The organism is Shimia sp. CNT1-13L.2, assembly GCF_024331145.1.
In the GTDB taxonomy this organism is placed as follows: Bacteria; Pseudomonadota; Alphaproteobacteria; order Rhodobacterales; family Rhodobacteraceae; genus Shimia.
The window spans coordinates 480,066-504,830 of record NZ_JANDJO010000002.1; the positions used below are offsets into that span (position 1 = coordinate 480,066).

At 60.3% G+C, this 24,765-nt stretch carries 20 protein-coding genes; 9 read left to right on the forward strand and 11 right to left on the reverse strand.

What is annotated here, in order from left to right:
- Positions 1-2 precede the first annotated feature (2 nt).
- From NNA36_RS06045 to pepN, 3 genes are all read right to left on the reverse strand, one after another.
- On the reverse strand, positions 3-1,301 hold the full coding sequence (locus NNA36_RS06045; RefSeq protein WP_255105237.1) for a hypothetical protein: 1,299 nt from the start codon (positions 1,299-1,301) through the stop codon (positions 3-5).
- Positions 1,302-1,408: 107 nt separating this feature from the next.
- Positions 1,409-1,840, reverse strand: coding sequence for a hypothetical protein (locus NNA36_RS06050; protein WP_255105239.1), 432 nt, complete (start codon positions 1,838-1,840; stop codon positions 1,409-1,411).
- The gene (gene pepN, locus NNA36_RS06055) at positions 1,837-4,386 is read right to left on the reverse strand and encodes an aminopeptidase N (RefSeq protein WP_255105241.1); all 2,550 of its coding nucleotides are present in this window, start codon (positions 4,384-4,386) and stop codon (positions 1,837-1,839) included. The genes NNA36_RS06050 and pepN overlap by 4 nt, the downstream gene beginning before the upstream one ends.
- A gap of 216 nt (positions 4,387-4,602) precedes the next feature.
- On the opposite strand from pepN, the gene NNA36_RS06060 reads away from it, so the two are divergent.
- The 3 genes from NNA36_RS06060 to NNA36_RS06070 all read left to right on the forward strand — a co-directional run bounded on the left by NNA36_RS06060 (position 4,603) and on the right by NNA36_RS06070 (position 8,078).
- The gene (locus NNA36_RS06060; protein WP_255105245.1) at positions 4,603-6,735 is read left to right on the forward strand and encodes a malate synthase G; all 2,133 of its coding nucleotides are present in this window, start codon (positions 4,603-4,605) and stop codon (positions 6,733-6,735) included.
- A gap of 75 nt (positions 6,736-6,810) precedes the next feature.
- Complete coding sequence (locus tag NNA36_RS06065) at positions 6,811-7,236, forward strand: heme-binding protein (protein WP_255105247.1); 426 nt, start codon at positions 6,811-6,813, stop codon at positions 7,234-7,236.
- 62 nt (positions 7,237-7,298) lie between these two features.
- The gene (locus tag NNA36_RS06070) at positions 7,299-8,078 is read left to right on the forward strand and encodes a gamma-glutamyl-gamma-aminobutyrate hydrolase family protein (protein WP_255105250.1); all 780 of its coding nucleotides are present in this window, start codon (positions 7,299-7,301) and stop codon (positions 8,076-8,078) included.
- Here the strand turns inward: NNA36_RS06070 and NNA36_RS06075 are convergent.
- The 4 genes from NNA36_RS06075 to NNA36_RS06090 form a co-directional block, all read right to left on the reverse strand.
- A complete protein-coding gene (locus NNA36_RS06075; protein WP_255105252.1) occupies positions 8,054-10,195 on the reverse strand; it encodes a Hint domain-containing protein in 2,142 nt (713 codons plus the stop codon). The two genes, NNA36_RS06070 and NNA36_RS06075, sit on opposite strands and share 25 nt — an antisense overlap.
- 230 nt (positions 10,196-10,425) lie before the next feature.
- Positions 10,426-11,622 carry a kynureninase gene (gene kynU, locus NNA36_RS06080; RefSeq protein WP_255105254.1) on the reverse strand — a complete coding sequence of 399 codons (1,197 nt, stop codon included), beginning with the start codon at positions 11,620-11,622 and terminating at the stop codon, positions 10,426-10,428.
- Between the two features lie 149 nt (positions 11,623-11,771).
- Positions 11,772-12,152 carry an MmcQ/YjbR family DNA-binding protein gene (locus tag NNA36_RS06085; RefSeq protein ID WP_255105256.1) on the reverse strand — a complete coding sequence of 127 codons (381 nt, stop codon included), beginning with the start codon at positions 12,150-12,152 and terminating at the stop codon, positions 11,772-11,774.
- A gap of 9 nt (positions 12,153-12,161) precedes the next feature.
- Positions 12,162-12,914, reverse strand: coding sequence for an SDR family NAD(P)-dependent oxidoreductase (locus NNA36_RS06090; RefSeq protein ID WP_255105258.1), 753 nt, complete (start codon positions 12,912-12,914; stop codon positions 12,162-12,164).
- 140 nt (positions 12,915-13,054) lie between these two features.
- Here NNA36_RS06090 and NNA36_RS06095 point away from each other — a divergent pair, with 140 nt between their 5' ends.
- From NNA36_RS06095 to NNA36_RS06120, 6 genes are all read left to right on the forward strand, one after another.
- The gene (locus tag NNA36_RS06095) at positions 13,055-14,005 is read left to right on the forward strand and encodes an MBL fold metallo-hydrolase (protein WP_255105260.1); all 951 of its coding nucleotides are present in this window, start codon (positions 13,055-13,057) and stop codon (positions 14,003-14,005) included.
- 112 nt (positions 14,006-14,117) lie between these two features.
- On the forward strand, positions 14,118-14,534 hold the full coding sequence (locus tag NNA36_RS06100) for a rhodanese-like domain-containing protein (RefSeq protein ID WP_255105262.1): 417 nt from the start codon (positions 14,118-14,120) through the stop codon (positions 14,532-14,534).
- Complete coding sequence (locus NNA36_RS06105) at positions 14,531-14,983, forward strand: isoprenylcysteine carboxylmethyltransferase family protein (protein WP_255105264.1); 453 nt, start codon at positions 14,531-14,533, stop codon at positions 14,981-14,983. Before NNA36_RS06100 ends, NNA36_RS06105 begins: the two co-directional genes overlap by 4 nt.
- Before the next feature lie 134 nt (positions 14,984-15,117).
- Positions 15,118-16,689, forward strand: a complete 1,572-nt coding sequence (locus NNA36_RS06110) for a Re/Si-specific NAD(P)(+) transhydrogenase subunit alpha (protein ID WP_255105265.1) — start codon at positions 15,118-15,120, stop codon at positions 16,687-16,689.
- A 13-nt stretch (positions 16,690-16,702) separates the two neighbouring features.
- Positions 16,703-18,160 (forward strand): NAD(P)(+) transhydrogenase (Re/Si-specific) subunit beta, encoded by a 1,458-nt coding sequence (locus tag NNA36_RS06115; RefSeq protein ID WP_255105268.1) that lies wholly within the window; start codon positions 16,703-16,705, stop codon positions 18,158-18,160.
- Between the two features lie 227 nt (positions 18,161-18,387).
- On the forward strand, positions 18,388-19,668 hold the full coding sequence (locus tag NNA36_RS06120; RefSeq protein WP_255105271.1) for a DUF3422 family protein: 1,281 nt from the start codon (positions 18,388-18,390) through the stop codon (positions 19,666-19,668).
- 54 nt (positions 19,669-19,722) lie between these two features.
- On the opposite strand, the gene NNA36_RS06125 is transcribed toward NNA36_RS06120, so the two are convergent.
- The 4 genes from NNA36_RS06125 to NNA36_RS06140 all read right to left on the reverse strand — a co-directional run bounded on the left by NNA36_RS06125 (position 19,723) and on the right by NNA36_RS06140 (position 24,765).
- A complete protein-coding gene (locus tag NNA36_RS06125) occupies positions 19,723-20,760 on the reverse strand; it encodes a YeeE/YedE family protein (RefSeq protein WP_255105273.1) in 1,038 nt (345 codons plus the stop codon).
- A 204-nt stretch (positions 20,761-20,964) separates the two neighbouring features.
- A complete protein-coding gene (locus NNA36_RS06130) occupies positions 20,965-21,936 on the reverse strand; it encodes an ABC transporter permease (RefSeq protein WP_255105275.1) in 972 nt (323 codons plus the stop codon).
- Positions 21,929-22,936 carry an ABC transporter permease gene (locus NNA36_RS06135; protein WP_255105277.1) on the reverse strand — a complete coding sequence of 336 codons (1,008 nt, stop codon included), beginning with the start codon at positions 22,934-22,936 and terminating at the stop codon, positions 21,929-21,931. The genes NNA36_RS06130 and NNA36_RS06135 overlap by 8 nt, the downstream gene beginning before the upstream one ends.
- Positions 22,937-23,064: 128 nt before the next feature.
- Positions 23,065-24,765 carry a peptide ABC transporter substrate-binding protein gene (locus NNA36_RS06140; RefSeq protein WP_255105279.1) on the reverse strand — a complete coding sequence of 567 codons (1,701 nt, stop codon included), beginning with the start codon at positions 24,763-24,765 and terminating at the stop codon, positions 23,065-23,067.

Below are 24,765 nucleotides of genomic sequence, written 5' to 3' on the forward strand. Positions count from 1 at the left end.
GCTCAGGAGTTGCTTTGGGTGATGCCATCCGGGCCAAAAGTGACCGTGTGCCCTTCCTGAAGGCGCTTGAGGAAGGGCATGGCCACGGCCTTGAGGGCGGTTTGGCGACCCTTGTCGGCGAGACGCTCTTCCGAAATGATCCGCGCGGTGTTTTCGAAGCCGATTTCCGCGTGGCCCCAGATGAGCGGATGCACCTCGCGCAGGTGATGCGTGATGATGTCTTCGAACCCCTGTCGCAGGTTGGCCGCGATCTCGGGGTTTTGGCCCGTTTCGTTGTAGCGTGAACGCGCGATCTGCCAGCTTTGATAGAGGTGGGCCGCAAGCAGGTTGGCAACGTGCTGGTCCTGACGGCGGGCGAGGATGTCGCGCACACCATCGAGGAAGTAGTCCATCTCGATCATGTCAAAGCCGTCGGGATCGACCAATACGGCATCGAACCAGACCCAGGCATAGGCGCCAGCGCCCCAGTCTTCGTAGGTGCGGGCTGCCGTGCGGCGGGCTTCGAGATCGAGGGCCTGAAAATCTCCGTACCAGCGCGGCAGGAGGTAGTTGCCAAGCGCCCGCATATGGCGCGGGTTCATTGGATCAAGGTCGATCAGACGTTCGAATTCGCGCGACAGGTACAGCGCGGGGTTGGTCTGACCGGGTAACAGGGCACAGCGGGCGGCAGACAGGGCAGGTGATCCCTGTGCTTCGGGGCTGAAACTGTCGAGGATGGTCTGGGCGCGTTCGAAATGCGCCTCGAAGGCTTCGCGATTTATCGGGTGAATGTCTTCATTGGATTTCGCACCACGCCATGCCCAGCCAATATCGATGTGCATGTGAGCGACAACGAGGGCCAGCGGATAGCAGTCGGGATGGTCTTCAAGAACGGACTCGAGGGCCTCTACGCCATGAAAGAATTGTGAGTCATTGGCGGGGCGGCCATGCAGAAGCGAGTGTTCGGCGGCGCGCACCACATCCGAGCGCGCACCATAAGCCAGCAGTTCGGCAATCGCGAGGCCGGCCTGCGTTGTATCGCGGCACTGGTCAGCGTCATAAATCCGGTTGGCCAATTCGCCCCATTCCTCCTGACGGGCGCAGCGTAGGCCAAGCTCTTGCGCAATAACGCCTTCCTTCTGGTCCTTGGGTGCCGAAATCACGGGAATATGCAGTTGTCCGAGCATCTTGCGGTAGGTCACGTTGCCGGGGGCAAGGGCGGGGCCGGGTACGGAAACTTCAGAGGGCTTGCGCGAAAATGCACGTAATGAGGGCGATAGCAGGTCGGCAATCTTGGACGTTGGTTTAGAAAACAGTGACATTCGGGTTCAGGCTCCATCCGTTGCGATACAACTTGACGGAGCATTCAGGCCGAAACATGGCACCTTGTGGGAATGTTGCTGGCGATTTTGGCGTGCAAATAGCGCAGTCAGATCACCCTGAAATGGTGTCTCTCTACCTTGATGCCACGTGCTTTCATCGCCTCTTCAAGGAGTTGATGCGGGGGCGTTGCGTTCTGGGGGATACGTTGTTTGCGTTTGCCCGCAAGAATCAGGGTCACGCGCACAGAGAAGTCCCAGCGGGTATCAAAACGGGCCTTTTCGATATGAGACAGGCCGACTTCTGCATCCTGGCCGGGTGCCTGCCAGAGGATGGCCGTGTCATTCAGTTCGAACCGGGTGGTGGGGTTCTTCACCAGATCCCAGATCGCCGGAAGGATCGGAAGCGCAAAAAGAACCAGAAGCCAGGGCAGTGTCCCGACCGAATAGAGACCGGCGAGGATCGCGAGGGCGAAGAGAACGGCGATCCAGGTGCGGGGCGTGCGGCCTGACGACGTGTGGACAAGCGGAGGCTGGGTCATCCCAGAATCCGCGTGATCATTTCGTTGGTGTCGCGGCTGAGGTTCGGCGTTGCGAGAATGCGTTCCAGCTCTGCCTTGATCCGCGCCTGCCGTGTCTCGTCATAGCGCCGCCACGTCTGGAACGCGGAACACATGCGTGCGGTTGTCTGGGGGTTCAGCGGGTCGAGTTTGATCAGCCAGTCTGCCAGCAGGGTATAGGCCGCGCCGTTGTCGTGATGGAACCCTGCGTGCTGCATCTGCATCGCGCCCATGACGGCGCGGAACCGGTTGGGGTTCTTCATGTCGAAATCGGGATGCTCGGTCAGGGCGCGGGTGGTGTCGGCCACGGCCTCGGGTTTGGCCTGAATGATCTGCAAGCTGAACCATTTGTCCATGACAAGGCGGTCGTGCTTCCATTGGGTTTCGAAGGCGGCCAGTTCGTCCTGGCCCTTGCCAGCGTCCAGAAGGGCGCTGAGGGCGGCGAGTTGCAGGGTCATGTTGTCTGCGGCCGCATACTGTTTCGCCGCCGCCGCGCCACCATCCAGACGGGTCAGGAGGGAGAGGGCGGCGTTGCCAAGGGAGCGTTTACCGGATTGTTCGGCGTCCGGCGCGAAGGGCTCGGTCACGGTGTTGTCGCTGTAGAGATCGGGCAGAATGTCAGCCAGCGCAGACGCCTTGGCATCACGCAGGGCTTCGCTTGCGAGGTGGATTTTGGCCGGATCAGGGGTGATGCCCTGTTCATGCAGAAGCGCGGCCAGTTCCGATTGCGTCGGCTGCCCAAGCATCAAGGCGCGGTAGGAGGCGTCAAGGTTGGCATCGCGCACGACGGCCTTGAGGCCGTCAAGGTAGGCCGGGTTGGGGGCGGCGTCGTTGATGATGGCATTCAACAGCGAGTCGCGCGCCAGCATCCGGCCCGCTTCCCAGCGGTTGAACGGATCGGTGTCATGCGCCAGCAGGAAGGCGCGGCGGTCATTGTCGATATCCTGCTCGAGCGCAACGGGAGCCGAGAAGCCGCGCAGGACCGAGGGGATCGGGCGGGTGGCGTGGCCCTGGAAAGCAAAGCTCTGCTCTGCCTTGTCCAGTTCCAGCACACGGGTTTCCATCACCTCGTCGCCATTGGGGTTCAGAAGACCGACGGCAACGGGGATGACTTGAGGGTGTTTCTCTTCCTGTCCCGGAGTGGGGGCAGAGGTCTGCGACAAATGCAGGGTGAAGGTGTCCCCTTCATATTCCTCGCGGACAGCAACCCGTGGCGTGCCGGACTGTGAATACCACAGTTTGAATTGCGTCAGGTCGCGCCCTGTGGCGTCCTCAAATACTTGCAGCCAGTCTTCGATGGTTGCGGCGTCGCCGTCGTGGCGGTCGAAGTAAAGGTCGAGGGCCTTGGCATAGTCTTCGTCACCGACAAGCGTTTTCAGCATACCGATGACTTCGGCGCCCTTTTCGTAAACGGTCGCCGTGTAGAAATTGTTGATTTCCTGAAAGCTCTCAGGGCGCACGGGGTGGGAGAGCGGCCCCTGATCCTCTGGGAACTGACGGCCACGCAGGGCCAGCACGTTGTCGATACGCGCCACCGAGGCTGAGCGCATGTCGGCGGTGAACTGCTGGTCGCGGAAAACGGTCAGGCCTTCTTTCAGGCAAAGCTGGAACCAGTCGCGGCAGGTAATGCGGTTGCCGGTCCAGTTGTGGAAATACTCGTGGGCTATGATGGCTTCGATGCGCTCAAAGTTGGCATCGGTCGAGGTTTCGGGTGAAGCCAGAACGCAGGACGAGTTGAAGATGTTCAGCCCTTTGTTTTCCATCGCGCCCATGTTGAAATCGTCAACCGCAACTATGTTGAAGATGTCGAGATCGTATTCACGGCCGTAAACGTCTTCATCCCACTTCATGGATTTCTTGAGAGCTTCCATTCCGAAGGCACATTTGTGCTCGTCTCCGGGGCGGACATAGATGTTGAGCGCGACCGCGTTGCCCGATTTGGTGGTGAAGCTGTCGGGATGCGCGACAAGATCTCCGGCCACAAGGGCAAACAGGTAGGCGGGTTTGGGCCATGGATCGGACCATTCGGCAAAACCCTTGCCGCTGGCACCGGGATTGCCGTTGGACAACAGAACAGGTTCTTCGCCTTCGATACGCACGTTGAACGTGGCCATGACGTCGGGGCGGTCGGGGTAGAAGGTAATCTTTCGGAACCCTTCCGCCTCGCATTGGGTGCAGTACATGCCATTTGACATGTATAGACCTTCGAGGGCGGTATTGGCTTCGGGGTTGATCTCGACTTCGGCCTCCCATGTGAATGGGGCGTCAGGGGCGGTGACTTCGATGCCGCCTTCGACCTTCATGGGCGAAACCTCGGTGCCGTCAATCTTTGCCGAAATCAGCTCAAGTTGTTCACCATGCAGGAAAAAACGCCTGTCATTGGCATCCGGGTTCGGGCGGAAACGGATGGTGCTGAGGACGCGGGTCTTGGTGGGATGCAGGCGGAAGACCAGATCGACGCTGTCGATCAGATACCCGAAGGGGGTGTAATCCTTGAGATAGATCGTCTGAGGGGCCGCATCGCGCATCGGGAACTCCTGAGTTGTGGTTGCGTTGAAACCTAATGGAATAGAGCGCGGCTTCAAGCGGCGAAAATTGGCTGTTTTGAATTCAAGGAGAGTGTTTGATATTCGATTGAAAATCTTGAAGGTAACTTTGGTAAGAAAAAATAACCAATTTTGTTGCCTATAGGAAACTTCTGTTCTACATCGGGACGCGAGAGAGTGGAGTTGGAAGGGATAGTCATGTCCGAACGTATCGAGAAACATGGGCTCAGGGTCGATCCGGCCCTTGTGGCTTTCATCGAAGAACGTGCTTTGCCGGGGACCGGCGTATCGGCTGATGCCTACTGGTCGGGCCTAAGCGCACTGGCGCACGAACTGGGGCCGGAAAATCGAAGGTTTCTGGCGGTGCGGGAAGAGGTGCAGCAGAAACTTGATGCCTGGCACATGGCCCGCAAGGGTGCAGAGCATGATGCCGAGGAATACAAGGCGTTTCTGAAGGAAATTGGCTATCTGGTCGAAGAAGGCGCGGACTTTGAAATCGAAACCGCCAATGTCGATCCCGAGATTGCCAAGGTTCCCGGGCCGCAGCTTGTGGTTCCGATCACCAACGCCCGCTTTGCACTGAATGCTGCGAATGCGCGCTGGGGATCGCTTTACGATGCGCTTTACGGCACCGATGCGATGGGCGACCTGCCGACCGGAAAGGGCTATGACGCGGACCGTGGTGCGCGGGTGATCGCCTGGGCCAAGGGGTTCCTTGATGATGCGATTCCGCTTGCCTCGGGCTCGTGGAAAGATGTGTCGGGCATCTCGGTTGAAGGGGGTGTTCTGGCACCGGCTTTGAAGTCGGTTGACCAATTTGCGGGTTACGTTGGCGACGCGGCGGCACCGTCGCGCGTTCTTTTGAAGAACAAGGGTTTGCATGTCATCCTTGAAATCGACGCCAGTGGTGCGATTGGCGCGACCGATCCCGCAGGCATCAATGATGTGACATTGGAATCTGCCCTGTCGACCATCATGGATTGCGAAGACTCGGTTGCCTGTGTTGATGCCGAAGACAAGGTCGTAGCTTATGGTAATTGGCTTGGCCTTATGAAAGGCGACCTTTCGGAAGAGGTTTCCAAGGGCGGCAAGAGCTTTACCCGCGTTCTGAATGATGACGTTGCCTACATTACGCCGGAAGGTGAGGAGAAATCGTTAAAGGGGCGTTCCCTGATGCTGGTGCGCAATGTGGGGCACCTCATGACGAACCCTGCTGCGCTTGATCGCGAGGGCAACGAAATCGGCGAAGGGCTCATGGATGCCCTGACCACCGTGATGATCGCGATGCACGATTTGCAGCGCGACAGCGGGAACTCGGTGCATGGCTCGGTCTATGTCGTGAAGCCGAAGATGCACGGGCCGGAGGAAGTGGGTTTTACTGATCGCATCTTTGACAAGGTTGAAGACATCCTTGGCCTGCCGCGCCACACCGTGAAGATCGGCATTATGGATGAGGAACGCCGCACCAGTGCCAACCTGAAAGAGTGCATTCGCGCCGCCAAGCATCGCGTTGCCTTTATCAACACCGGTTTCCTTGACCGGACAGGCGATGAAATCCATTCCTCGATGGAAGCCGGGGCTTTCCTGCGCAAGGGCGCTATGAAAACCACGCCCTGGATCCTGTCTTACGAGGATCGCAACGTAGACATCGGGCTGGCCTGTGGTCTGCAGGGCAAGGCGCAGATCGGCAAGGGCATGTGGGCGATGCCCGACATGATGGGCGCAATGCTGGACCAGAAGGTCGGCCATCCGAAATCCGGTGCGAACTGTGCCTGGGTGCCGTCGCCAACGGCAGCGACGCTCCACGCAACGCACTACCACGCGATTGATGTTCTGGCCCGTCAGGACGAGATCAAGGCCGGTGGCGCGCGCGGGACTTTGGATGATCTGCTGACCCTTCCGGTTATGAGCGGTGAAAACCTGAGCGACGCCGAGATCCAGGAAGAGATCGAGAACAACGCCCAGGGTATCCTTGGATACGTGGTGCGCTGGGTCGATCAGGGTGTTGGCTGTTCCAAGGTGCCGGATATTCATGACGTGGGCCTTATGGAAGACCGCGCAACCTGCCGGATTTCCTCGCAGGCGCTGGCGAACTGGCTGCATCACGGTGTGGTCAGCGAGGCGCAGGTCATGGAGGCCATGCAGAAGATGGCCGGTGTCGTGGACCGTCAGAACGAAGGTGATCCCCTGTATCGCGCGATGGCACCGGGCTTTGATGGCGTGGCGTTCCAGGCGGCCTGCGACCTCGTGTTCCGTGGGCGGGTTCAGCCCTCGGGCTATACCGAGCCGGTACTGCATGCGCGCCGCCTTGAGTTGAAGGCCAGCTTGTAACGCAAAAAATCAAAAAGGAGGGCGCGCGCCCTCCTTTTCAACATGTTCAAATCTCCGTTGAAGGGACCAAATCTCATGGCCATCTCACTCCGTAAGGCCCGGACAATCATTCGTAAGGCGCTTGAAAAAGGGCGCGAACTGGAACTGAAACCGCTTTCGGTTGTCGTGCTGGATGCAGGCGGAAACGTACAGGCGTTCGAGCGCGAGGATGGGGCAGCTCCCGGGCGTTTCGCGATTGCGCACGGCAAGGCCTATGGCTCGGTCATGCTGGGGATGGCAGGCACGGCGCAGATGGCGCGTGCGGAAGGCCAAGCCTATTTCATGGCAGCGGTTAACGGCGTTTACGGCGGTCAGGTGATCCCTGTGCCCGGTGGCGTTCTTGTGCGCGGCAAGAAAGGCGAGGTAATCGGCGCGGTTGGGGTGACCGGTGACACCTCGGACAATGACGCGATTGCCGCTCTTGCAGGCATCGAGGCAGCCGGTCTGACCGGCGAGGCCTGATCCCCTTTGCCATTCCGGCGGGGCGTGCTTATGTTGAGAGCGACTAAAGGCGCGAGGACACCATGACACGGCCCGTCGTAGGGATTATCGGCAACCAGTATCTTATCAATGACCAGTACCCGGCGCATGCCGGCGGCACCATGAATTCCGAAGCGATTTCAGGGGTGTCTGGCTGTATGCCGATTTTGGTTCCGGCTGATCCACGTTTTGTTTCCGTAGATGAACTGCTGAACATCTGTGACGGTTTCTTGCTGACGGGTGGGCGTCCGAACGTGCACCCCGAGCATTATGGTGAGGTGGCGACCGATGCGCATGGCGAATTCGACCGTGCGCGCGATGCCATCACCCTGCCGCTGGTGCGGGCCTGCGTTGAGAGCGGGCAACCGTTTTTCGGGATTTGCCGTGGCTTTCAGGAAGTGAACGTCGCCATGGGGGGATCGCTTTATCCGGAAATCCGCGATCTGCCGGGGCGTGACAATCACCGGATGCCGCCCGATGGCACGCTGGAAGAAAAATTTGCGCTGCGCCACGTGGTGACCTTCTCGGAAGGTGGCGTATTCCACGAGTTGATGGGGTCGCAGAAGGTGATGACCAATACCCTGCACGGGCAGGGGATCAAGCGGGCTGGTACCCGTGTTGAAGTGGACGGTCATGCGCCGGATGGCACGCCGGAGGCAATCTATATCAAGGATGCGCCGGGCTTTACCTTGTCGGTGCAGTGGCATCCGGAATGGGATGCCGCCAACGATCCGGTGTCTCGCCCCCTGTTCGAGGCGTTTGGATCGGCTGTGCGCGCTTGGGCCGAAGAACGGCGGCCTCAGAGGGTATTGCGCAGCGCCTGACCTGTGTCGGGTTGTTGCGGGGCATTTGCGGGAAACAGCAGGCGGGCCTCGTGCGCCTTGAGACAGGTCCGCGCGGTCGGGCCATAGGCCGAAACATCTCCGCGCAACTCTGGAAAGGCCGAGAACATGGCGTCGCGTGTCGCGGGCCCCATGCCTGACAGCGCATAGTCGGCAGCGTGGAAGCTTTCGGTAGCGACGCCCTCGGCATAGACGATCTGGTGCCGGTCGAACATCATGTGGATATAGGTCACCTTGGGGCAGGGCAGCTGCATCACGCTGTGGTCGTTGATCATGTGCTTGGCGGCAACCAGAACCTCTTGTTCTGCAAACAGAAGATCCGCGCGCCAGTCGTCGACGAGAAAGCGGTGTTGCGGCGAGACGATCAGCGGGCGGTTGGCGCCCTCAAGGGCGTCCCGGCCAAGGTAGATCGGGGCAAAGGCGCCCTGGCCTTCGACGGTGGTGGCCCCGATCCAGCGGATTGGTTGCAACCCGTCGTCGCGGGTCAGGACAAGGTCGCCCGCCTGTAGGCTTTCGATCGGGCGTTCCCCTTGCGCGGTCAGGATGCGGGTGCCGGGGGTGAAACAGACGACGGACTTGAGGCTTTCGTCGAAGATGTTCTCGATTTCCGAGAAGGTTACAACGGTTCCGTCATTGAGCTGGATGGTGCCGCTATAGCCGCCTGCAACGCTGTCCTCGGATGTGATGACGAGGGTGCTGACGTCTGCGACGTCGCCAAGATAAAGGAGGTCGCCACCGGTTTCGTCGCCTTCGCCGCCGGTGATGGAGATCCCGTCAGTGTTGCCTTCGCCAAGGTCCAGAAGCAGGAAGACGTCATCACCGTCGCCCCCCTCGACCGTGTCGCCGTGGCTGACTTCGAAACGGTCATCTCCGGCTCCGCCGTAAGCCTGATCCGCACCTGTGCCACCGACCAGCGTGTCGTCGCCGTCCTGACCATGCAGGATATCGTTGCCTGATCCGCCGTCGATGGAGTCATTGCCACTGCCGATTTCGACCATCGTGGTGAAGTGGATGTCGCTGACCCAGAGGGCCTGGCCGGAGGAACCGCCGTTTTCGTAGGTGATTTCGATCGAGGACACAGGACCCGCGATTTCGATCAGGGCGGAGCCGTTGGCGCTTGAGCTGCTGTCCGAGGAGGCCCCTGCGGTTATGGTGTTGCCGGACAGGGTTTCGTTGCCGTCCAGCGAGATGGTGACAGGGACGGGGTTGCCCTCGGCGTCAAAGGCGTTGACGGTGACGATGTCCTGCCAGCCGGATTGGTCGATGTCGTTGATCCGGAAGGAAACGTCCTGAACCGAGTCGCTGATGCCATCGGTGTTCGAGGAAAAGTCGATGTTTGTCGTCGAGGTGGTGCCAACGCCCGATCCGGTCAGGCTGAGGTTTGAGTTGGCGTCGAAGGGCTCGCCGGTTTCGGTGTAGACCGTCTCGGTGCTTTCTACCGTGATACCAGTGGTTTGTGCGGTGGTTTCGAAACTGACCGCAACGTCCATGTCGCCCGTGGTTTGCGTAAAGCCGCCGCTGAGGTCGCTCTCGTCGGCCCCCGCGGAGGACCAGTTCAGGCTTTCGGAAGCGCCGCTGTCAAAGCCGTCGCCGTAGAGAACGTCATCGCCGCTTCCGCCGTCGATCTGATCGTTGCCTTCGTCGCCATAAACAGTGTCATTGCCGGCGCCAGAAGAGATGGTGTCGTCGCCATCCGCGGCGCGGATGCTGTCGCCAAGTCCGCCGGTGCCCGATCCGGTGCCGCCGTCGACGCTGTCTCCGTCGGCGTCAGAGTAGGTGGCGTCGATGGTTTCGCTTGCGTCGGTGCCGTCGATCTCGCCGTCCGTGGTACTGAAGGTCGGAGCACTTGTGACCGAAGCACTGGTGATGGTGTCGACCGGGCCATAGTCGGGGACGAAATAGACGTTTCCATTGGTCGCGAGGTAGTAGACGCCGGGTTCCGAGGTGTTGGTATAGGTGGTGCCAGCATAGGTGCCGGACCAGACCCAGGTTCCCGAGCCCAGAACGCTATCGGTGGAAAAGGAAACAAGACCGCCGCCGATGGAATCGGTGGGGTCGAGGCTGCCGTTTTCCAATGTGACGAGATAACCGTTTGGCATCTTCGGTCGCGCTCCTGTGGGGGACGGGATCGTCCGATTGTTTCCAAATTGGTAACGGAGCGTTTTGGCGGAAAACGGAGAGTATTAAGGAAAGATTAAGATTTGTGGCGCGGATTGCGGCAAAAATGGGGCCACGGCCTAAACCGTTCAGAGTTTCCGAATGTTGTTTTCTTTGGGTTGGCTGATTGGTCTTAAACTCTTGAGGCGAGATTAAGGCGCAGGGTTTAACGTCAGGTTACTTTCGAGCGCGTCTTGAACTCGGGGCGATCCCAGAGGGCATTGGTCATGACATCTTCGAGGATATCAACGGCAGCGCGAACGTCTGTTTCGTCGATGTAGAGGGGCGTGAACCCAAAGCGCATGATGTCAGGCGCGCGGAAATCGCCGATCACGCCGCGCGAGATCAGGGCCTGCATGGCGGCGTAACCCTGTTCGAAGTGGAATGAGACCTGGGAACCGCGCTGGGCGGGATCACGAGGGGTGGCCAGTTGCAGTTGCGGGCACCTGCTTTCGACCTCGGAAATGAAGAGGGATGTCAGGTCCTGGGATTTCTGCCGAACGTCGGAGATCGTGGTCAAGTCCCAGATATCCAGTGCTTTTTCCAATGCCGTCAGGGCAAGAACCGGCGGCGTGCCGACCCGCATGCGTTCAATGCCTGCGCCGGGGCGGTAATCGAGGTCGAAGGCAAAGGGGGCGTCGTGACCAAGCCAGCCGGAGAGGGCAGGGCGGGCGGTGTCGGCGTGTCGCGGGGCGACATAGATGAATGCGGGCGCTCCCGGGCCGCCGTTGAGGTATTTGTAGGTGCAGCCGACCGCAAAGTCCGCGTTGCATTCGGACAGGCGGACGTCAGTGGCGCCGGCGGTGTGGGCGAGATCCCAGACCGTGACGACGCCTTTCGCGTGTGCAAGTGCAGTGAGCGCCTTCATGTCGTGCAGGCGGCCGGTGCGGTAATCGACCTCTGTGAGCATCAGAACGGCCACGTCTTCGGTGATGTTTTCGGCCACGTCTTCGGGCGCGACGATGCGCAATTCGTGGTTTTGTTTCAGGGACTTGACGAGCCCGTCTGCCATGTAGAGATCGGAGGGGAAGTTGCCGGAATCCGAGAGGATGATCTTGCGGCCTTCTGGGGCGAGGTCTAGGGCTGCGGCGAGGGCCTGATAGACCTTGATGGACAGGGTATCGCCCATCACGACGTGGCCGGGTTCCGCGCCGATCAGTCGGGCGATGCGGTCGCCGACGCGGGTGGGCTGATCCATCCATCCGGCCTTGTTCCAGCCGGTGATCAGCATCTCACCCCATTGATTTTGCATGACTTCCTGCATGGCGGCGGGGGCGGCCGAGGGCAGGGGGCCAAGCGAATTCCCATCAAGATAGATAAGGCCTTCGGGCAGGTCGAACATGGCCTTGGTGGCTTGGAAATTTGTCATTTTTGGCTCCCTCACTCGCGCGGCATCACACTATCGGTTAACCGGTGTGGGGCAAGGCAAAACCAACGTCGGTATTACGTCGGTATCGTGGCGGTATTGCGGAGGTGGCGATACCGACGCGTCGCGGTTTTACACAGGTTGCCAAAGGGTTAATCTGACGGGGGCGGGAATTCGAGGGGGATGCCGAGTTCGATCCGTTTCTTCCTGGACAGCCCCTTGGAGACGAGTTCGTAACTAATCGCGATGTGCCGGCGCAGCTCTTCGTCGGAGAGGCCGGGGGCCGCATAGTGTTGCAGCCACTTCATGCCGCGCGAGGCAAGATAGGGGGCGGGGCGGATGCCCGGGGTTTCCTGGAGCACTTCGAAAGCGATTTCGCTGACCTTGAAGGTGAAGGCATCCACCTTGTCCGCCCAGCCACAGATGGCAAAGACCTTGTCCGCGACTTTCCAGACGTCGGAGTTCCCCCACTGCACCACGTGGGATGTTGCCGGGAAGGTGGCGCAGTAGGTGTTGAACTCGTCGCGGGTCATGGGGCGAGGTTACATCTCGCCGCCGGAGATTTGAATGGTCTGTCCGTTCATCGAGCCGGAATTCGGCGCGCAGAGGAACATGGCGGCTTCGGCGACCTCTTCCGAGGTGATCAGGCGGCCATGCGGGTTGACGCCAACCATCAGCTTGTGGGCTTCCTCTTCGGAGAGGCCGGTGCGCTGCATGATCTTCTGTGTGTTGGAGGTCACGATGTCGGTGTCGACATAGGCGGGGCAGAGCGAGTTGAAGGTGTAGGGCTTGCCCGCATAGTCGGCCGAAAGGGCCTTGATGAGGCCGTTCAGCGCATGTTTCGAGGCAGAGTAGCAGGGTGCGCCCTTGAGACCGCGCAGACCCGCGATCGAAGATACACCGATAACGCGGCCCCAGTCGGTGGTGACCATGGACTTGAGGCTTTCGCGGATGGTCAGGAACGCGCCGTCGACGTTAATGCCCATCATGTGACGCCATTCGTCCAGCGTGGATTTGTGCAGGGCGCGGCCTTCGGCGACGCCGGCATTGGCGACACAGATCTGGATCGGGCCGCGCGCTTCGACGGCCGCGGCAACGCCGTTCACCACCGAGTCTTCGTTGGCCACATCCATCTGAAGCGCGTGCAGACCGTTGCCCGCGTTCTCCTCGAGAACGCTTTGGCGACGGCCTGTAATGGTGACCTGCGCCCCTTCAGCGGCCAAGGCGCGGGCGATGGCGAGGCCGATTCCGGTGCCGCCGCCGGTGACAAGCGCATGTTTTCCTTGCAGATGCATATCTCTCTCCCTGTTTTGAAAGCAGGGTACATACCCGCCGGTATGTTTCAAGGTGCGCCGTTCCGTCACTTTATTACTTATTCACAGTTGCGAATTTGTACATTATTGCTTTGGGAGTGACATTTTCAGGGAGGGCGAGGATGACTCGTTTTGCAGTTTGGGCCGCCGCGATGGCGCTTGGCACCGCGGCTTTGGCCAGTGAGGACATTGCCGATCAGTATCCGCAGTCAGAGCTTTATTCCAAGCCGGTCGAGGTGATCCCGCACGTGTTTTCGGCGATCGGGGCGACGGCGCCGCCGACCTACGAGAACTCGGGGCATAACAACAACCTGTCCTTCGTGGTGACGGACGAGGGGGTTGTCGTGGTGAATGGCGGGGCGTCGGTGCGGCTTGCCAAGGCGCTGCATGACGAGATCAAGGCGGTGACGGACCAGCCTGTGAAACTCGTAATCAATGAAAACGGGCAGGGGCACGCGATGCTGGGCAATGCCTATTGGATGGACCTTGGGGTCGACGTCCTTGCCCATGTGGACGCCATCGAGGCCTTTACCTCGGAGGCGGATTTCATCCTTCAGGGCATGGAGCGTTACAACCGTGACAAGGCGGAAGGCACGCGGACCGTCACGCCGAACCTGTCGTTCGAGGACGAGTACAAGTTCACGCTGGGCGGGGTTGAGTTTCATGTCATGTACATGGGCCCCTCGCATGATCCGGGGGATGCGCAGGTCTGGTTGCCGCAATGGGGTATGCTGATTGCGGGGGACATTGCCTTCCACGAGCGCATGTTGCCGATTTTCGAAGGCATCTGCACCAGCTGCTGGATCGAGACATGGGATGAAAAGCTGGAACCGCTGGCACCGACCTATGTCATTCCGGGGCATGGCCACCCGACCAACCTTGCGCAGGTGCGTCGGTATACTCGCGACTATCTGGTGGATCTGCGCGAGAAGATTGGCGCGCATATCGATGAGGGTGGTGACCTTGCCGGGGCCTATTATGTCGACCAGGAACGCTGGAAGACGCTTGATACCTTCGAGGAACTGGCGACCAAAAACGCAGGCCGCGTGTTCGAAGAGATGGAATGGGAGTAAATCCCGAAACGCCCGTACCAATGCTGTGGCACGGGCGTAACTTTTTCCTTTTTGTTGCGCAGGGTCAAAATACGACATTGCGGACGCTGTAAACGTCGTTAAAGGAGATGTCATGAAACGACTGGTGTCGGCAGTTCTGGCTTTGGCCTTGGCCATGCCCGCTTTGGCGGACGAGGAAATCGTTCTCGAAGCGGTTCAGGACTATATGGATTTTGCCACCTATGAGGCGGGTATCATCCTTCCTGCACAACTGACGCAGGACGTATTCGAAGCTGCGACTTTTGTCGATACCCGTGATGCCGAACAATTCGAGGCCGGCCATATTCCGGGCGCCATGCATATGGAATGGCGCGAGGTGGCTGCCCGTCTTGACGAAATTCCGGACAGCGGAATGGTGGTTTTTTATTGCAATACCGGCACGTTGTCATCGCAGGCCACTTTCGCGGCGCGTCTTTTGGGGCGGGAGAACGTGGTGGTGTTGCAGACTGGCATGAGAGGCTGGTCGGAGACGGCGGCGTATAAACCATGAAGCAGTGGATTGATCTTCCTCCCGCATGGCTAGCGGGTGCGCTGGTGCTTGCCTGGGTTCAGGCCAGCCACTATGCGCTGGGCCTGACCTTCGGGCCGGTCTGGGCCGACCTTGTTGGCGGGCTTTGCGTGGGCGGCGGGATCGTCCTGATGCTGCTTGCGGTGACGGAAATGCGCCGCCAGAAAACCACGCTGATCCCGCATCGCGACGCGGATCGTCTGGTTCAAAGCGGGATTTTCTCGCGCACGCGCAACCCGATCTATATCGGGGATGCGCTGATCCTGTTGGGATTGATCCTGTACTGGGATGCGGTTCTTGCAGTGCCGCTGGTGCCGATCTTTGTCTGGATCATCGAAAAGCGCTTTGTCATCCCGGAAGAAAACCGTCTGCGCCGCAAGTTCCGTGCGGATTTCGCCCGCTATTGCCAGAAAACACGGCGGTGGGTGTGATGACGTGGCGGCGCAGAAATCGGGGAGATGCCATTTTGCTTGTGCAGCATTTGGGATGTCGTTAAAACTTTTCGCAACCGCAGCATGGGTTGCGTGAAATAATCTTGCTCTTTGACCGAAGGGGGATAGGAAACGTGAAAATCGGTACACCAAAAGAGGTGTTTGACGGGGAAAACCGGGTCGCAATGACACCGGACTCTGCCAAGCAGCTTCAGAAACTGGGTTACGAATGTGCCATTGAGACCGGCGCCGGTTTGGCAGCCGGGTTCTCGGATGCCAGCTATGAAGAGGCGGGCGTCGAGATCATCAAGACCCCCGCTGCTTTGTGGAAAGCGGTGGATATCGTGGCCAAGGTGCGTCAGCCGAATGAAACCGAGCTGAAGCGCCTGACCAAGGACAAGACGCTGATTTCGTTCTTCAACCCGGCAGGGAATGAAGACGGCATGGAAGTGGCCAAGTCCAAGGGCGCGAACGTGATCGCCATGGAAATGGTGCCGCGTATTTCGCGTGCGCAGAAGATGGACGCGCTGTCGTCGATGGCCAACATCGCCGGTTACCGCGCGGTGATCGAGGCGGGCAACAACTTTGGCCGTTTCTTCACTGGCCAGATCACGGCGGCGGGCAAGGTTCCCCCGGCCAAGGTTCTGGTTGTGGGTGCGGGTGTTGCCGGTCTGGCAGCGATCGGTACTTCGACCTCGCTTGGCGCGATCACCCTGGCGTTCGACGTGCGTCCGGAAGTGGCCGAGCAGGTTGAATCGATGGGCGCCGAGTTTGTCTACCTCGACTTCGAGGAAGAACAGCAGGATGGCGCGGCGACCGGCGGTTACGCCTCGGTATCGAGCCCTGAGTTCCGCGAGGCACAGCTGGCCAAGTTCCGTGAACTGGCGCCGGAAGTCGATATCGTGATCACCACGGCCCTTATTCCGAACCGCGAAGCGCCGGAACTGTGGACCGAGGACATGGTTGCCGCGATGAAACCGGGTTCGGTAATCGTCGACCTTGCCGCCGAGAAGGGTGGTAACTGTAAGCTGACCGTCATGGACGAGAAGATCGTGACCGAGAATGGCGTGACCATCATCGGCTATACCGACTTCCCGAGCCGCATGGCAGCGCAGTCGTCGTCGCTTTATGCCACCAACATCCGTCACATGATGGCCGACCTGACCCCCGAGAAGGACGGTCAGATCAACCATGACATGGAAGATGACGTGATCCGCGGCGCGACCGTGACCTTTGAGGGTGACATCACCTTCCCGCCGCCGCCGCCGAAAGTGCAGGCGATTGCCGCCAAGCCCAAAGAGACGGTGCCGGAACTGACGCCAGAAGAAAAACGCGCTGCCGAAGTGGCCGCGTTCAAGGCGCAGACCAAGCAGCAGGTGACCCTGCTGGCGGTAGGTGCGGCGCTGATGATGGGCGTGGGTCTCGTGGCCCCGGCAAGCTTTATGCAGCACTTCATCGTGTTCGTTCTGTCGGTCTTCGTGGGCTTCCAGGTGATCTGGAATGTCAGCCACTCGCTGCACACCCCGCTGATGGCCGTGACCAACGCGATTTCGTCGATCATCATCCTGGGTGCCGTCCTCCAGATCGGATCGGGCAGCTTCCTGGTGATCCTGCTGGCCGCGATTTCGGTGTTCTTTGCCGGGATCAATATCTTCGGCGGCTTCCTCGTAACACGGCGCATGCTCGCCATGTTCCAGAAATCTTAAGGAGGCCGGGACTATGGAATTGGGCTTCACTACTGCCGTCTACGTTGTTGCGGCTGTTCTTTTCATCCTCAGCTTGGGTGGCCTTTCGGGGCAGGAAAGCGCGAAACGTGCTGTCTGGTACGGCATTGTCGGCATGGCGCTGGCGGTGTTTGCCACGCTGATCGGCCCCGGTGCCGGCCTGTGGTGGCTGTCGGTTATCCTGATCGCTGCCGGTGGTGTGATCGGTTATCAGCTGGCGTCGAAGGTCGAGATGACCCAGATGCCGGAACTGGTTGCCGGTATGCACGCGCTGGTTGGTCTTGCGGCCGTGTTCGTTGGCTTCAACGCGCATTTCGAGCTGGGCAACGTCATGGCGATGAGCCCCGACGGCACCCTGCCGCTGAGCAAGGATCTGGCCAAGGGGCTTGAGGGTTTCGCGGCGCTTTTGGCCAAGAAGACCCCGGTTGAGATCAACATCCTGCGGGTCGAGGCGAGCCTTGGTATCTGGATCGGTGCCGTGACCTTTACCGGGTCTGTCATCGCCTATGGCAAGCTTTCGGGCAAGGTGACGTCGGCGGCAACCAAGCTGCCTGGTGGTCACGCGCTGAACGCGGGTGCGGCGGCGATCTCGCTTGTCTGCCTGATCTGGTACCTGAACTCGGGCAGCCTGCTGCCGCTGCTGATCCTGACCATCGCGGCGCTGTTCATCGGTTATCACCTGATCATGGGTATCGGCGGCGCCGACATGCCGGTGGTTGTGTCGATGCTGAACTCCTATTCGGGTTGGGCCGCGGCCGCGATTGGTTTCAGCTTGGGCAACGACCTGCTGATCGTGGTTGGTGCGCTTGTGGGTTCCTCGGGTGCGATCCTGTCCTACATCATGTGTAAGGCGATGAACCGTTCGTTCGTCAGCGTTATCCTTGGTGGCTTTGGTGGCGCGGCTGGTCCGGCCATGGAAGTGGAAGGCGAGCAGATCGCCATCGACGCAGACGGCGTGGCAACCGCGCTGGAAGAGGCCGACAGCATCATCATCATCCCGGGCTACGGTATGGCCGTTGCGCAGGCTCAGCAGAACGTGGCGGAACTGACCCGTCGTCTGCGTGCCAAGGGCAAGACCGTGCGTTTCGCGATCCACCCGGTTGCGGGCCGTCTGCCGGGCCACATGAACGTGCTTCTGGCCGAAGCCAAGGTGCCTTATGACATCGTTCTGGAAATGGACGAGATCAACGAGGACTTCCCGGAGACCGATGTTTCGATCGTTATCGGTTCGAACGACATCGTGAACCCGGCGGCACAGGAAGACCCGAACTCGCCGATCGCAGGCATGCCGGTTCTGGAGTGCTGGAAGTCGAAGCAGGTGTTTGTTTCGAAGCGTGGTCAGGGCACCGGTTACTCGGGCATCGAGAACCCGCTGTTCTACAAAGAAAACACCCGCATGTTCTATGGTGACGCGAAGCAATCGCTGGATACCCTGCTGACCATGATCAACTGATCCGGTTGCAGAAAAGACAGGAAAGGGCGCCCGTTGCGGCGCCCTTTTTGTTTTGCGGGAGTGGGCGCGATTTGACCGAATGGTTGGGCATTGGGGGAATATGCTTGTTTTTTAGGGTGTTGAGGCGGTTTGTATACCATTGCATTCGCGTAACATGTTGAAATAAAACATTTTTGTTTACATGTGGTCAAAATTGGCTAGGGTGCGGGGACTTCAGGAGAGTGCCCATGGCCCCGATTGCCGATCACCCGCTGCGATACAAGCTGACCAACGAGTTGCACGCGCGCCCCTTCCCATCGCTGGAGGAGCCCTGCACGGCGGTGTTCATAGCCATCAAGAAGCCGGTCAACGCGGTGGGGCGGGACCGGGGCGAGGATCTTGCGCATCTGTGCGATCTTCTGGATCGTCACGGGGTGGCGCATCCGCAACCGGGGGCCACGCATTACTCGGGGCAGATCGGGCGTCATGCGCTGAAGTGGGAGCAGCACACGGAGTTCGTGACCTACACGGTGTTCACACCGGGTCTGAGTGCGCGGCCGTTTGATCCCGCGGAATTCGAGGTGTTTCCCGAAGATTGGTTGGCGCAGGCGCCGGGTGTGCGGGTGACATCGGCGTTGATCCGGGTGGAGGAGCGGCCGGAGGAAGAGGTGATCATCCGGAGCCTGCGGGACTGGTTTGTACCCGAAAGCCTGGCGGTCTCCGAAGTGCTGGATGGCTCTGCCGTGGTCGGAACGGACTTTCGGATCAACCCGTCAGGACATATGCGGATGGGGGTTTTCGTAACGCCGGGTACGGGGGCGCGGCGGATCGGGCGGATCGTGCAGCGGCTGTGCGAGATCGAGACCTACAAGAGCATGTCTATGCTGGGCTTCAGCCGCGTGCGCTCGATGACGGGGCCGCTTGGGGCGCTGGAGAGCGAACTGACCGCGCTGATGGGGGAAATCAGCCGCGGGGATGCACCGCCGGAGGAGACGCTTGAGCGTCTGTTGCAGGTCTCGGCGGAGCTGGAGAACATGATCGCAGAGAGTGCTTTTCGCTTTGGAGCCACGGGGGCTTATGAGACCATCGTGCACCAGCGCATCGAAGTCATGCGGGAAGAGCGTTATGACGGGCGCCAGATTTTCTCGGAGTTCATGATGCGCCGCTATGATCCGGCGATGCGGACGGTGGCCTCAACGCAAAAGCGGTTGGAAGACCTGTCGCAGCGGGCGACGCGGGCGGGCGAGTTGCTCAGGACCAAGGTGGATGTTTCGCGGTCTGCGCAGAACCAGGCCTTGCTTGAGAGCATGGACCGGCGGGCGGATCTGGCGCTGCGCTTGCAGGAGACGGTGGAAGGGCTGTCGGTGGTCGCGATCAGCTACTATGCGGTGTCGCTGGCCTCATACGCGGTGTATCCGCTGGCCAAGAGCCTTGGTCTCAGCAAGGGCGAGGTGACGGCGGCTTTGGTTCTGCCGGTGGTTGGCCTTGTCTGGTGGATGGTGCGCCGTATCAAGCAGAAGATGCACTAGGGGCAAAACCTTCTCGAAGGTTTTGCCCGGGGAGATTTTTCCAGAAAAATCTCGTTACTCGGCAGGGATGGCCGCGGTACGTGGGCTGGCGTTCAGCAGGCTGTGCGTGACCCGTGCACCGGCGACGATGGCCGCCACCGCGGTGATAGCCGAGAGCGAGAGGGTCGGGATGCCCGACAGGCCTGCGCCGACGGTGCAACCGCCTGCCAGTACACCACCGAACCCCATGAGCGTTGCGCCCAGCAGGTAACGGCCGGTTTGCGCCGGGGTTTCGAAACTCTGCCAGCGGAAGCTGCGGAAGGCGAGCGAGGAGAGCAGGCTGCCCGCGAGCACGCCGCCGATCAGGGCTGCTCCGAAGTTCGCAGAAACCGCGCTGGAGGCCACCGTGAAGAAAAGGGCATCTGCGGCGGGGGCGGTGAAGGCGAGGCTTTCGAAGGGGACGGGATCAAAGTCGTCGTAGAGGACAAAGCCGGTGCCAACCCATGCCAGCGGCACCAGTGCGCCGATCAGGGCCGCGCCGAGGAGGGTGGCGGGACGGTTGCCCGAGCGCAGCGCGATGAAACCTGCCGCGCCGACAATGAGCGCAACCCAGAGTGCTGAAGGGCCGGGGAGTGAGGTGGCCTCGAGCGGGAGGGTATAAGCGCTGATCGACAGGCGCAGGGGTGCAAGCACCCCTTTCATGGCCGCATGGGCCACGAAGGCAAAGACAAGAAGGACAAGGGCGGCTCGCAGGTTGCCTGTGGCCGACAGAACGGTCAGGCGCGAGGCACAGCCGCGGGTGAGGACCATGCCAACCCCGAACAGGCCGCCACCGATCAGAAGGGCTGCCAGCGGCAGGTCGGGTGACAGGAAGCGGTGGTCGGCAAACGAGATCAACCCGGCCTGTACTGCGGTCTGGGTGCCGAGAACGGCCACGGCAAGGGCGGTGAGCCAGACACCGAGGGCGGCGCGGCGGTCTTCACCGACGATACCTCGGCGGAAACAAAACTTGGTGCGCTCGGCCAGTGCGCCGAAGGCAAGGCCAAGGGCGAGTGCGAAGAACACGATTGCCTCTGGGGCGGTGAGCGTGTCGAAACCGAGGGACTCGAACATGGTGTTGTCTCATGCATTGGAATTTTTTCCCAAATGCAGACGAATTCAAATATGATCAAGTGTTGTTGCGTTGCCGGAGGGGCAGGGTTTCGGGACGCTGTTCCGTCAGGGTGTGTGCAGGGAGGAACAGGGTTCCGATAACGGCAAAGGCCGGATCAATTGACCCGGCCTTTGGAGGAATCCAGACTGGATGTCCTTATTTCGTTAGCGACCCCGGATGCGCGGGTCGAGCGCGTCGCGCAGGCCGTCGCCAAGGTAATTCACCGACAGAACCGTCAGCGAGATGGCCATGCCCGGCAGGACCACGCGTTCGGGGTATTGGTCCATTCGCGGTACGGCATCGGCCAGCATCTTGCCCCATGTCGGGAAGTCGGGCGGGAAGCCGACACCGAGGAAGGACAGGGCGCTTTCGGTGATGATCGCGGTGGCAAGTCCGAGGGTGGCGGAGACCATGATCGGCGACACCACGTTGGGCAGCAGGTGCCGGCGGATGATTGCGCCGGGGGTGGTGCCGATGGACCTTGCGGCGAGGATGAACTCGCGCTCTTTCAGCGCAAGCACCTCGGAACGCACGATCCGTGCGGTCTGCATCCAGGATGTCACGCCCACCACGCCCACGATCAGGATGAACATCCCGGTTTCCGGCCCGAAGGCGGCGCGGAGCTGATCGCGGAACAGGGTCACGGCAACCAGCAGGAGCGGCAGGATCGGCAGTGACAGCACCAGATCGGTAAAGCGCATCAGCGGGCCGTCGAGTTTGCGGAAGAACCCGGCCAGAACACCGATCGAGGTGCCGATGCTGAGGGCGAGGATCATGGCAACCCAGCCGACGGCCATCGAGGTGCGGCCGCCCACGATCATGTTGGCCAGCGCGTCACGCCCGAGGTTGTCGGTGCCCAGCGGGTGTGCCCACTGGACCTTGGCATCGCCATCCCAGATCGCGGTGTAGATCGGGCGGACATCCTTGTTACGGATGTCGAGTTTCTGGGGATCAAGGGTCCAGATGTATTCGCCGAACAGGACACCGAGGGTGATGAACAAGAGGAAGGTGCCGCCCATGAGGGCGCCCTTGTGTTTCTTGAACTGGTCCCAGACGTCTTTCCACTGCGAATGCGGCGGTTCGGTTGGCACCTTGTCCTGAAGCGGCTCGATCTTTTTTGCGGTCGACTCAGTCATAGCGGATCCTCGGGTCGAGCACGCCGTAGAGAATATCGGCGATGAGGTTGAAGACGACGATCAGCACCGCGATCATGAAGGCGAGTGTCTGAACCGAGGGAAGGTCATTGGCAAACAGGGCGTTCAGCAGCTGGTCACCGATGCCGTTCACTTTGAAGACCACTTCCGTGATGATCGCGCCACCGAAGATGCCGGGGATGCCAAGGGCGATGGCGGTAACCACCGGGATCATCGAGTTGCGCAGCACGTGCACCATGACCACGACCTTTTCGGGCAGGCCCTTGGCGCGGGCGGTGCGGACGTAGTCCTGGTTAAGGTTGTCGAGCATCGAGGCGCGCATGAAGCGGCTGATCTGGGCCGTGGTCTGTAGGGCCAGAACCATGACCGGCATGATCATCTGGCGTAACTGCACCATGAAGCTGTCCCAGTCGTTGACCACGTGTGTGGTGTCATAGACCGAGGGGAACCAGCCCAGCTGGACCGCGAAGATCATAATCAGGAGCGGGCCGGTGAAGAAGGGCGGGATCGAGAAGCCGATCATGGTGATGAAAGTGCCCGACTGGTCGAAGATCGAATACTGGCGATAGGCCGAGTAGATGCCGATCGGCAGGGCGATCAGGATGCCGACGATGTAGGACATGCCGACAACCCAGAGGGTCTGGGGCAGACGCTGGGCAACCATGTCCATCACGGGCGAGCGGGTCTGCCAGCTCAGGATGCGTTGTTTGCCTTCGGCGAAGGTGGTGCCGAACATGTTGTCGAACAGGACCTGCGGTTCGATCCAGAAGAACTGAACCAGCCATTTCCAGTAGCGGATGTGAAGGGGTTCGCCGAGACCGAGCGCTTCGCGCATCTTGGCCTTGACTTCGGGGGGCACGGTCAGCGGGACCTGGGCCATCGGATCACCGGGGGCGAGTTCAAGCAGCAGGAAGATCACCAGGCTGATGAACAAAAGCGTCGGGACCGCGAGGATAAGTCGTCGGATCGTGAATGTGAGCATGATCGGCGCCTTTGTAGAGCAGTCTTTTTCTATTTTTGGCGGGAATGCACCGCCTTTGGCAAGTGGCGGCGTCTTTATGTGCAAAGACGCCCCGGTGCAACGACCGGGGCGTCCTGTTTCGCGTCAGCTTATTTTACGCGATGCCAGTCGGCGATGTTCCACAGTTCCGAATCCCAGGTGTTCAGAACCACGCCACCGAGGGTGTTCGAATGTGCCGAGACGCGACCACGGTCCACCAGCGGAAGGATGGTGTAGGTTTCCTTGGTCAGCATGTCGTTCATCTTCTTGGCGAGTTCATAACGCTTTTCGAGATCCGAGGTGCGCGACAGTTCGTCGATCATCGCATCGTAAGCCGGGTCACAGAAACGGTTGATGTTCTCACCCTGCCACTGCGATTCAGGCTTGGGCTCGTTGCCGCAACGGTACATCGACAGGTAGGCCTGCGGATCGGTGCCGTCGAAGTTGTTGGCGTACATTTCAACGTCGGCATAGAACTTCTGGAAGGTGTCCGGCGAGCCCGGGTCACCACCGAAGAAGACCGAAGCGTTCAGGTTGCGCAGTTCGGTTTCAACACCGATCTCGCTCCACCACTGCTTGATCAGGGCTTGGAAGTCCTGACGAACGGCGTTGGTCGAGGTTTGGTACAGGATCGAGAGGCGTACGCCGTCCTTGGCACGTACACCGTCAGAGCCTTTTACCCAACCGGCATCGTCCAGCAGCTTGTTCGCGCCAGCGATGTCCTGGGTCAGACAGTCGGTGTTGTCGGAGGCGTAAACCGCCGGTCCGGGAACCAGGTTACAGGTCGGGCGACCGGCCTGACCGTAGCCGACTTCAACCAGCAGTTCGCGGTCGATGGCCATCGACAGGGCCTTACGCACGTTGATGTCCGACAGGAACGGGTGCGGAGCCTTGCGGGTCGAACGGGTGTCGGCGTCGAGCGACGGCGACGGGTCGGTCATGTTCATTTCCAGACGCTCGACCAGCGAACCGAAGGCCGCGATCGGGGTGCCTTTGCCGCCTTCAGCCATCTTGGCCAGAACGTCGGGGGCCAGCTGGAGGTTCCAGGCGTAGTCAAACTCGCCGGTTTCCAGAACGGCGCGGCCTGCTGCGGTCGCGTCACCACCACCTTTGAAGGTCAGGGTTGCGAAGGCAGGCTTCGATGCGTCACGGTAGTTCGGGTTGGCTTCCATCGAGATCACGTCGTTCGGTTTGAACTCGGTGACGACGAAGGGACCGGTCCCGATCGGGCCAAAGTTGGCGTCGGTGCATTCCGGGGCCTTGGCGCCCATGCAGTTCTCGAACTGGGCTTTCTGGATAATCGGCGACTGGCCGCCCATGAACGGACCGTAGGGGTTCGGCTTGGGCTCGGAGAAGTTCACCTTGACGGTGAGGTCGTCGATGATCTCGACGTTATCGACGCCGTCGAACTTGGCCAACTGGGCGCAACCACCTTCGGGGTGCATACAGTAATCAGCCGTGAATTTCACGTCAGCCGAGGTCACGGCGGACCCGTCCGACCATTTCAGGCCCGACTTCAGTTTCCAGGTGATCGACTTGAGATCTTCGGACACACCGCCGTTGGCGACGGTCGGGATTGCCTCTGCAAGGTAGGGGACAAGTGCGCCATTGGGATCGTAGCGGCCGAGGGGCTCGATAACGAGCGATGCCGATTCGATGTCCTTGGTGCCGCCCGACAGGAACGGGTTCAGGATCGAGGGCGCTTGCCAATAAATAATGTTGACGTGGCCGTCCGAACCGCGTTCTGCCATTGCCGCAGGGGCCATGGCAAATGCGGCGGCAGCGCCTAGCATAAGTGATTTAACCTTCAT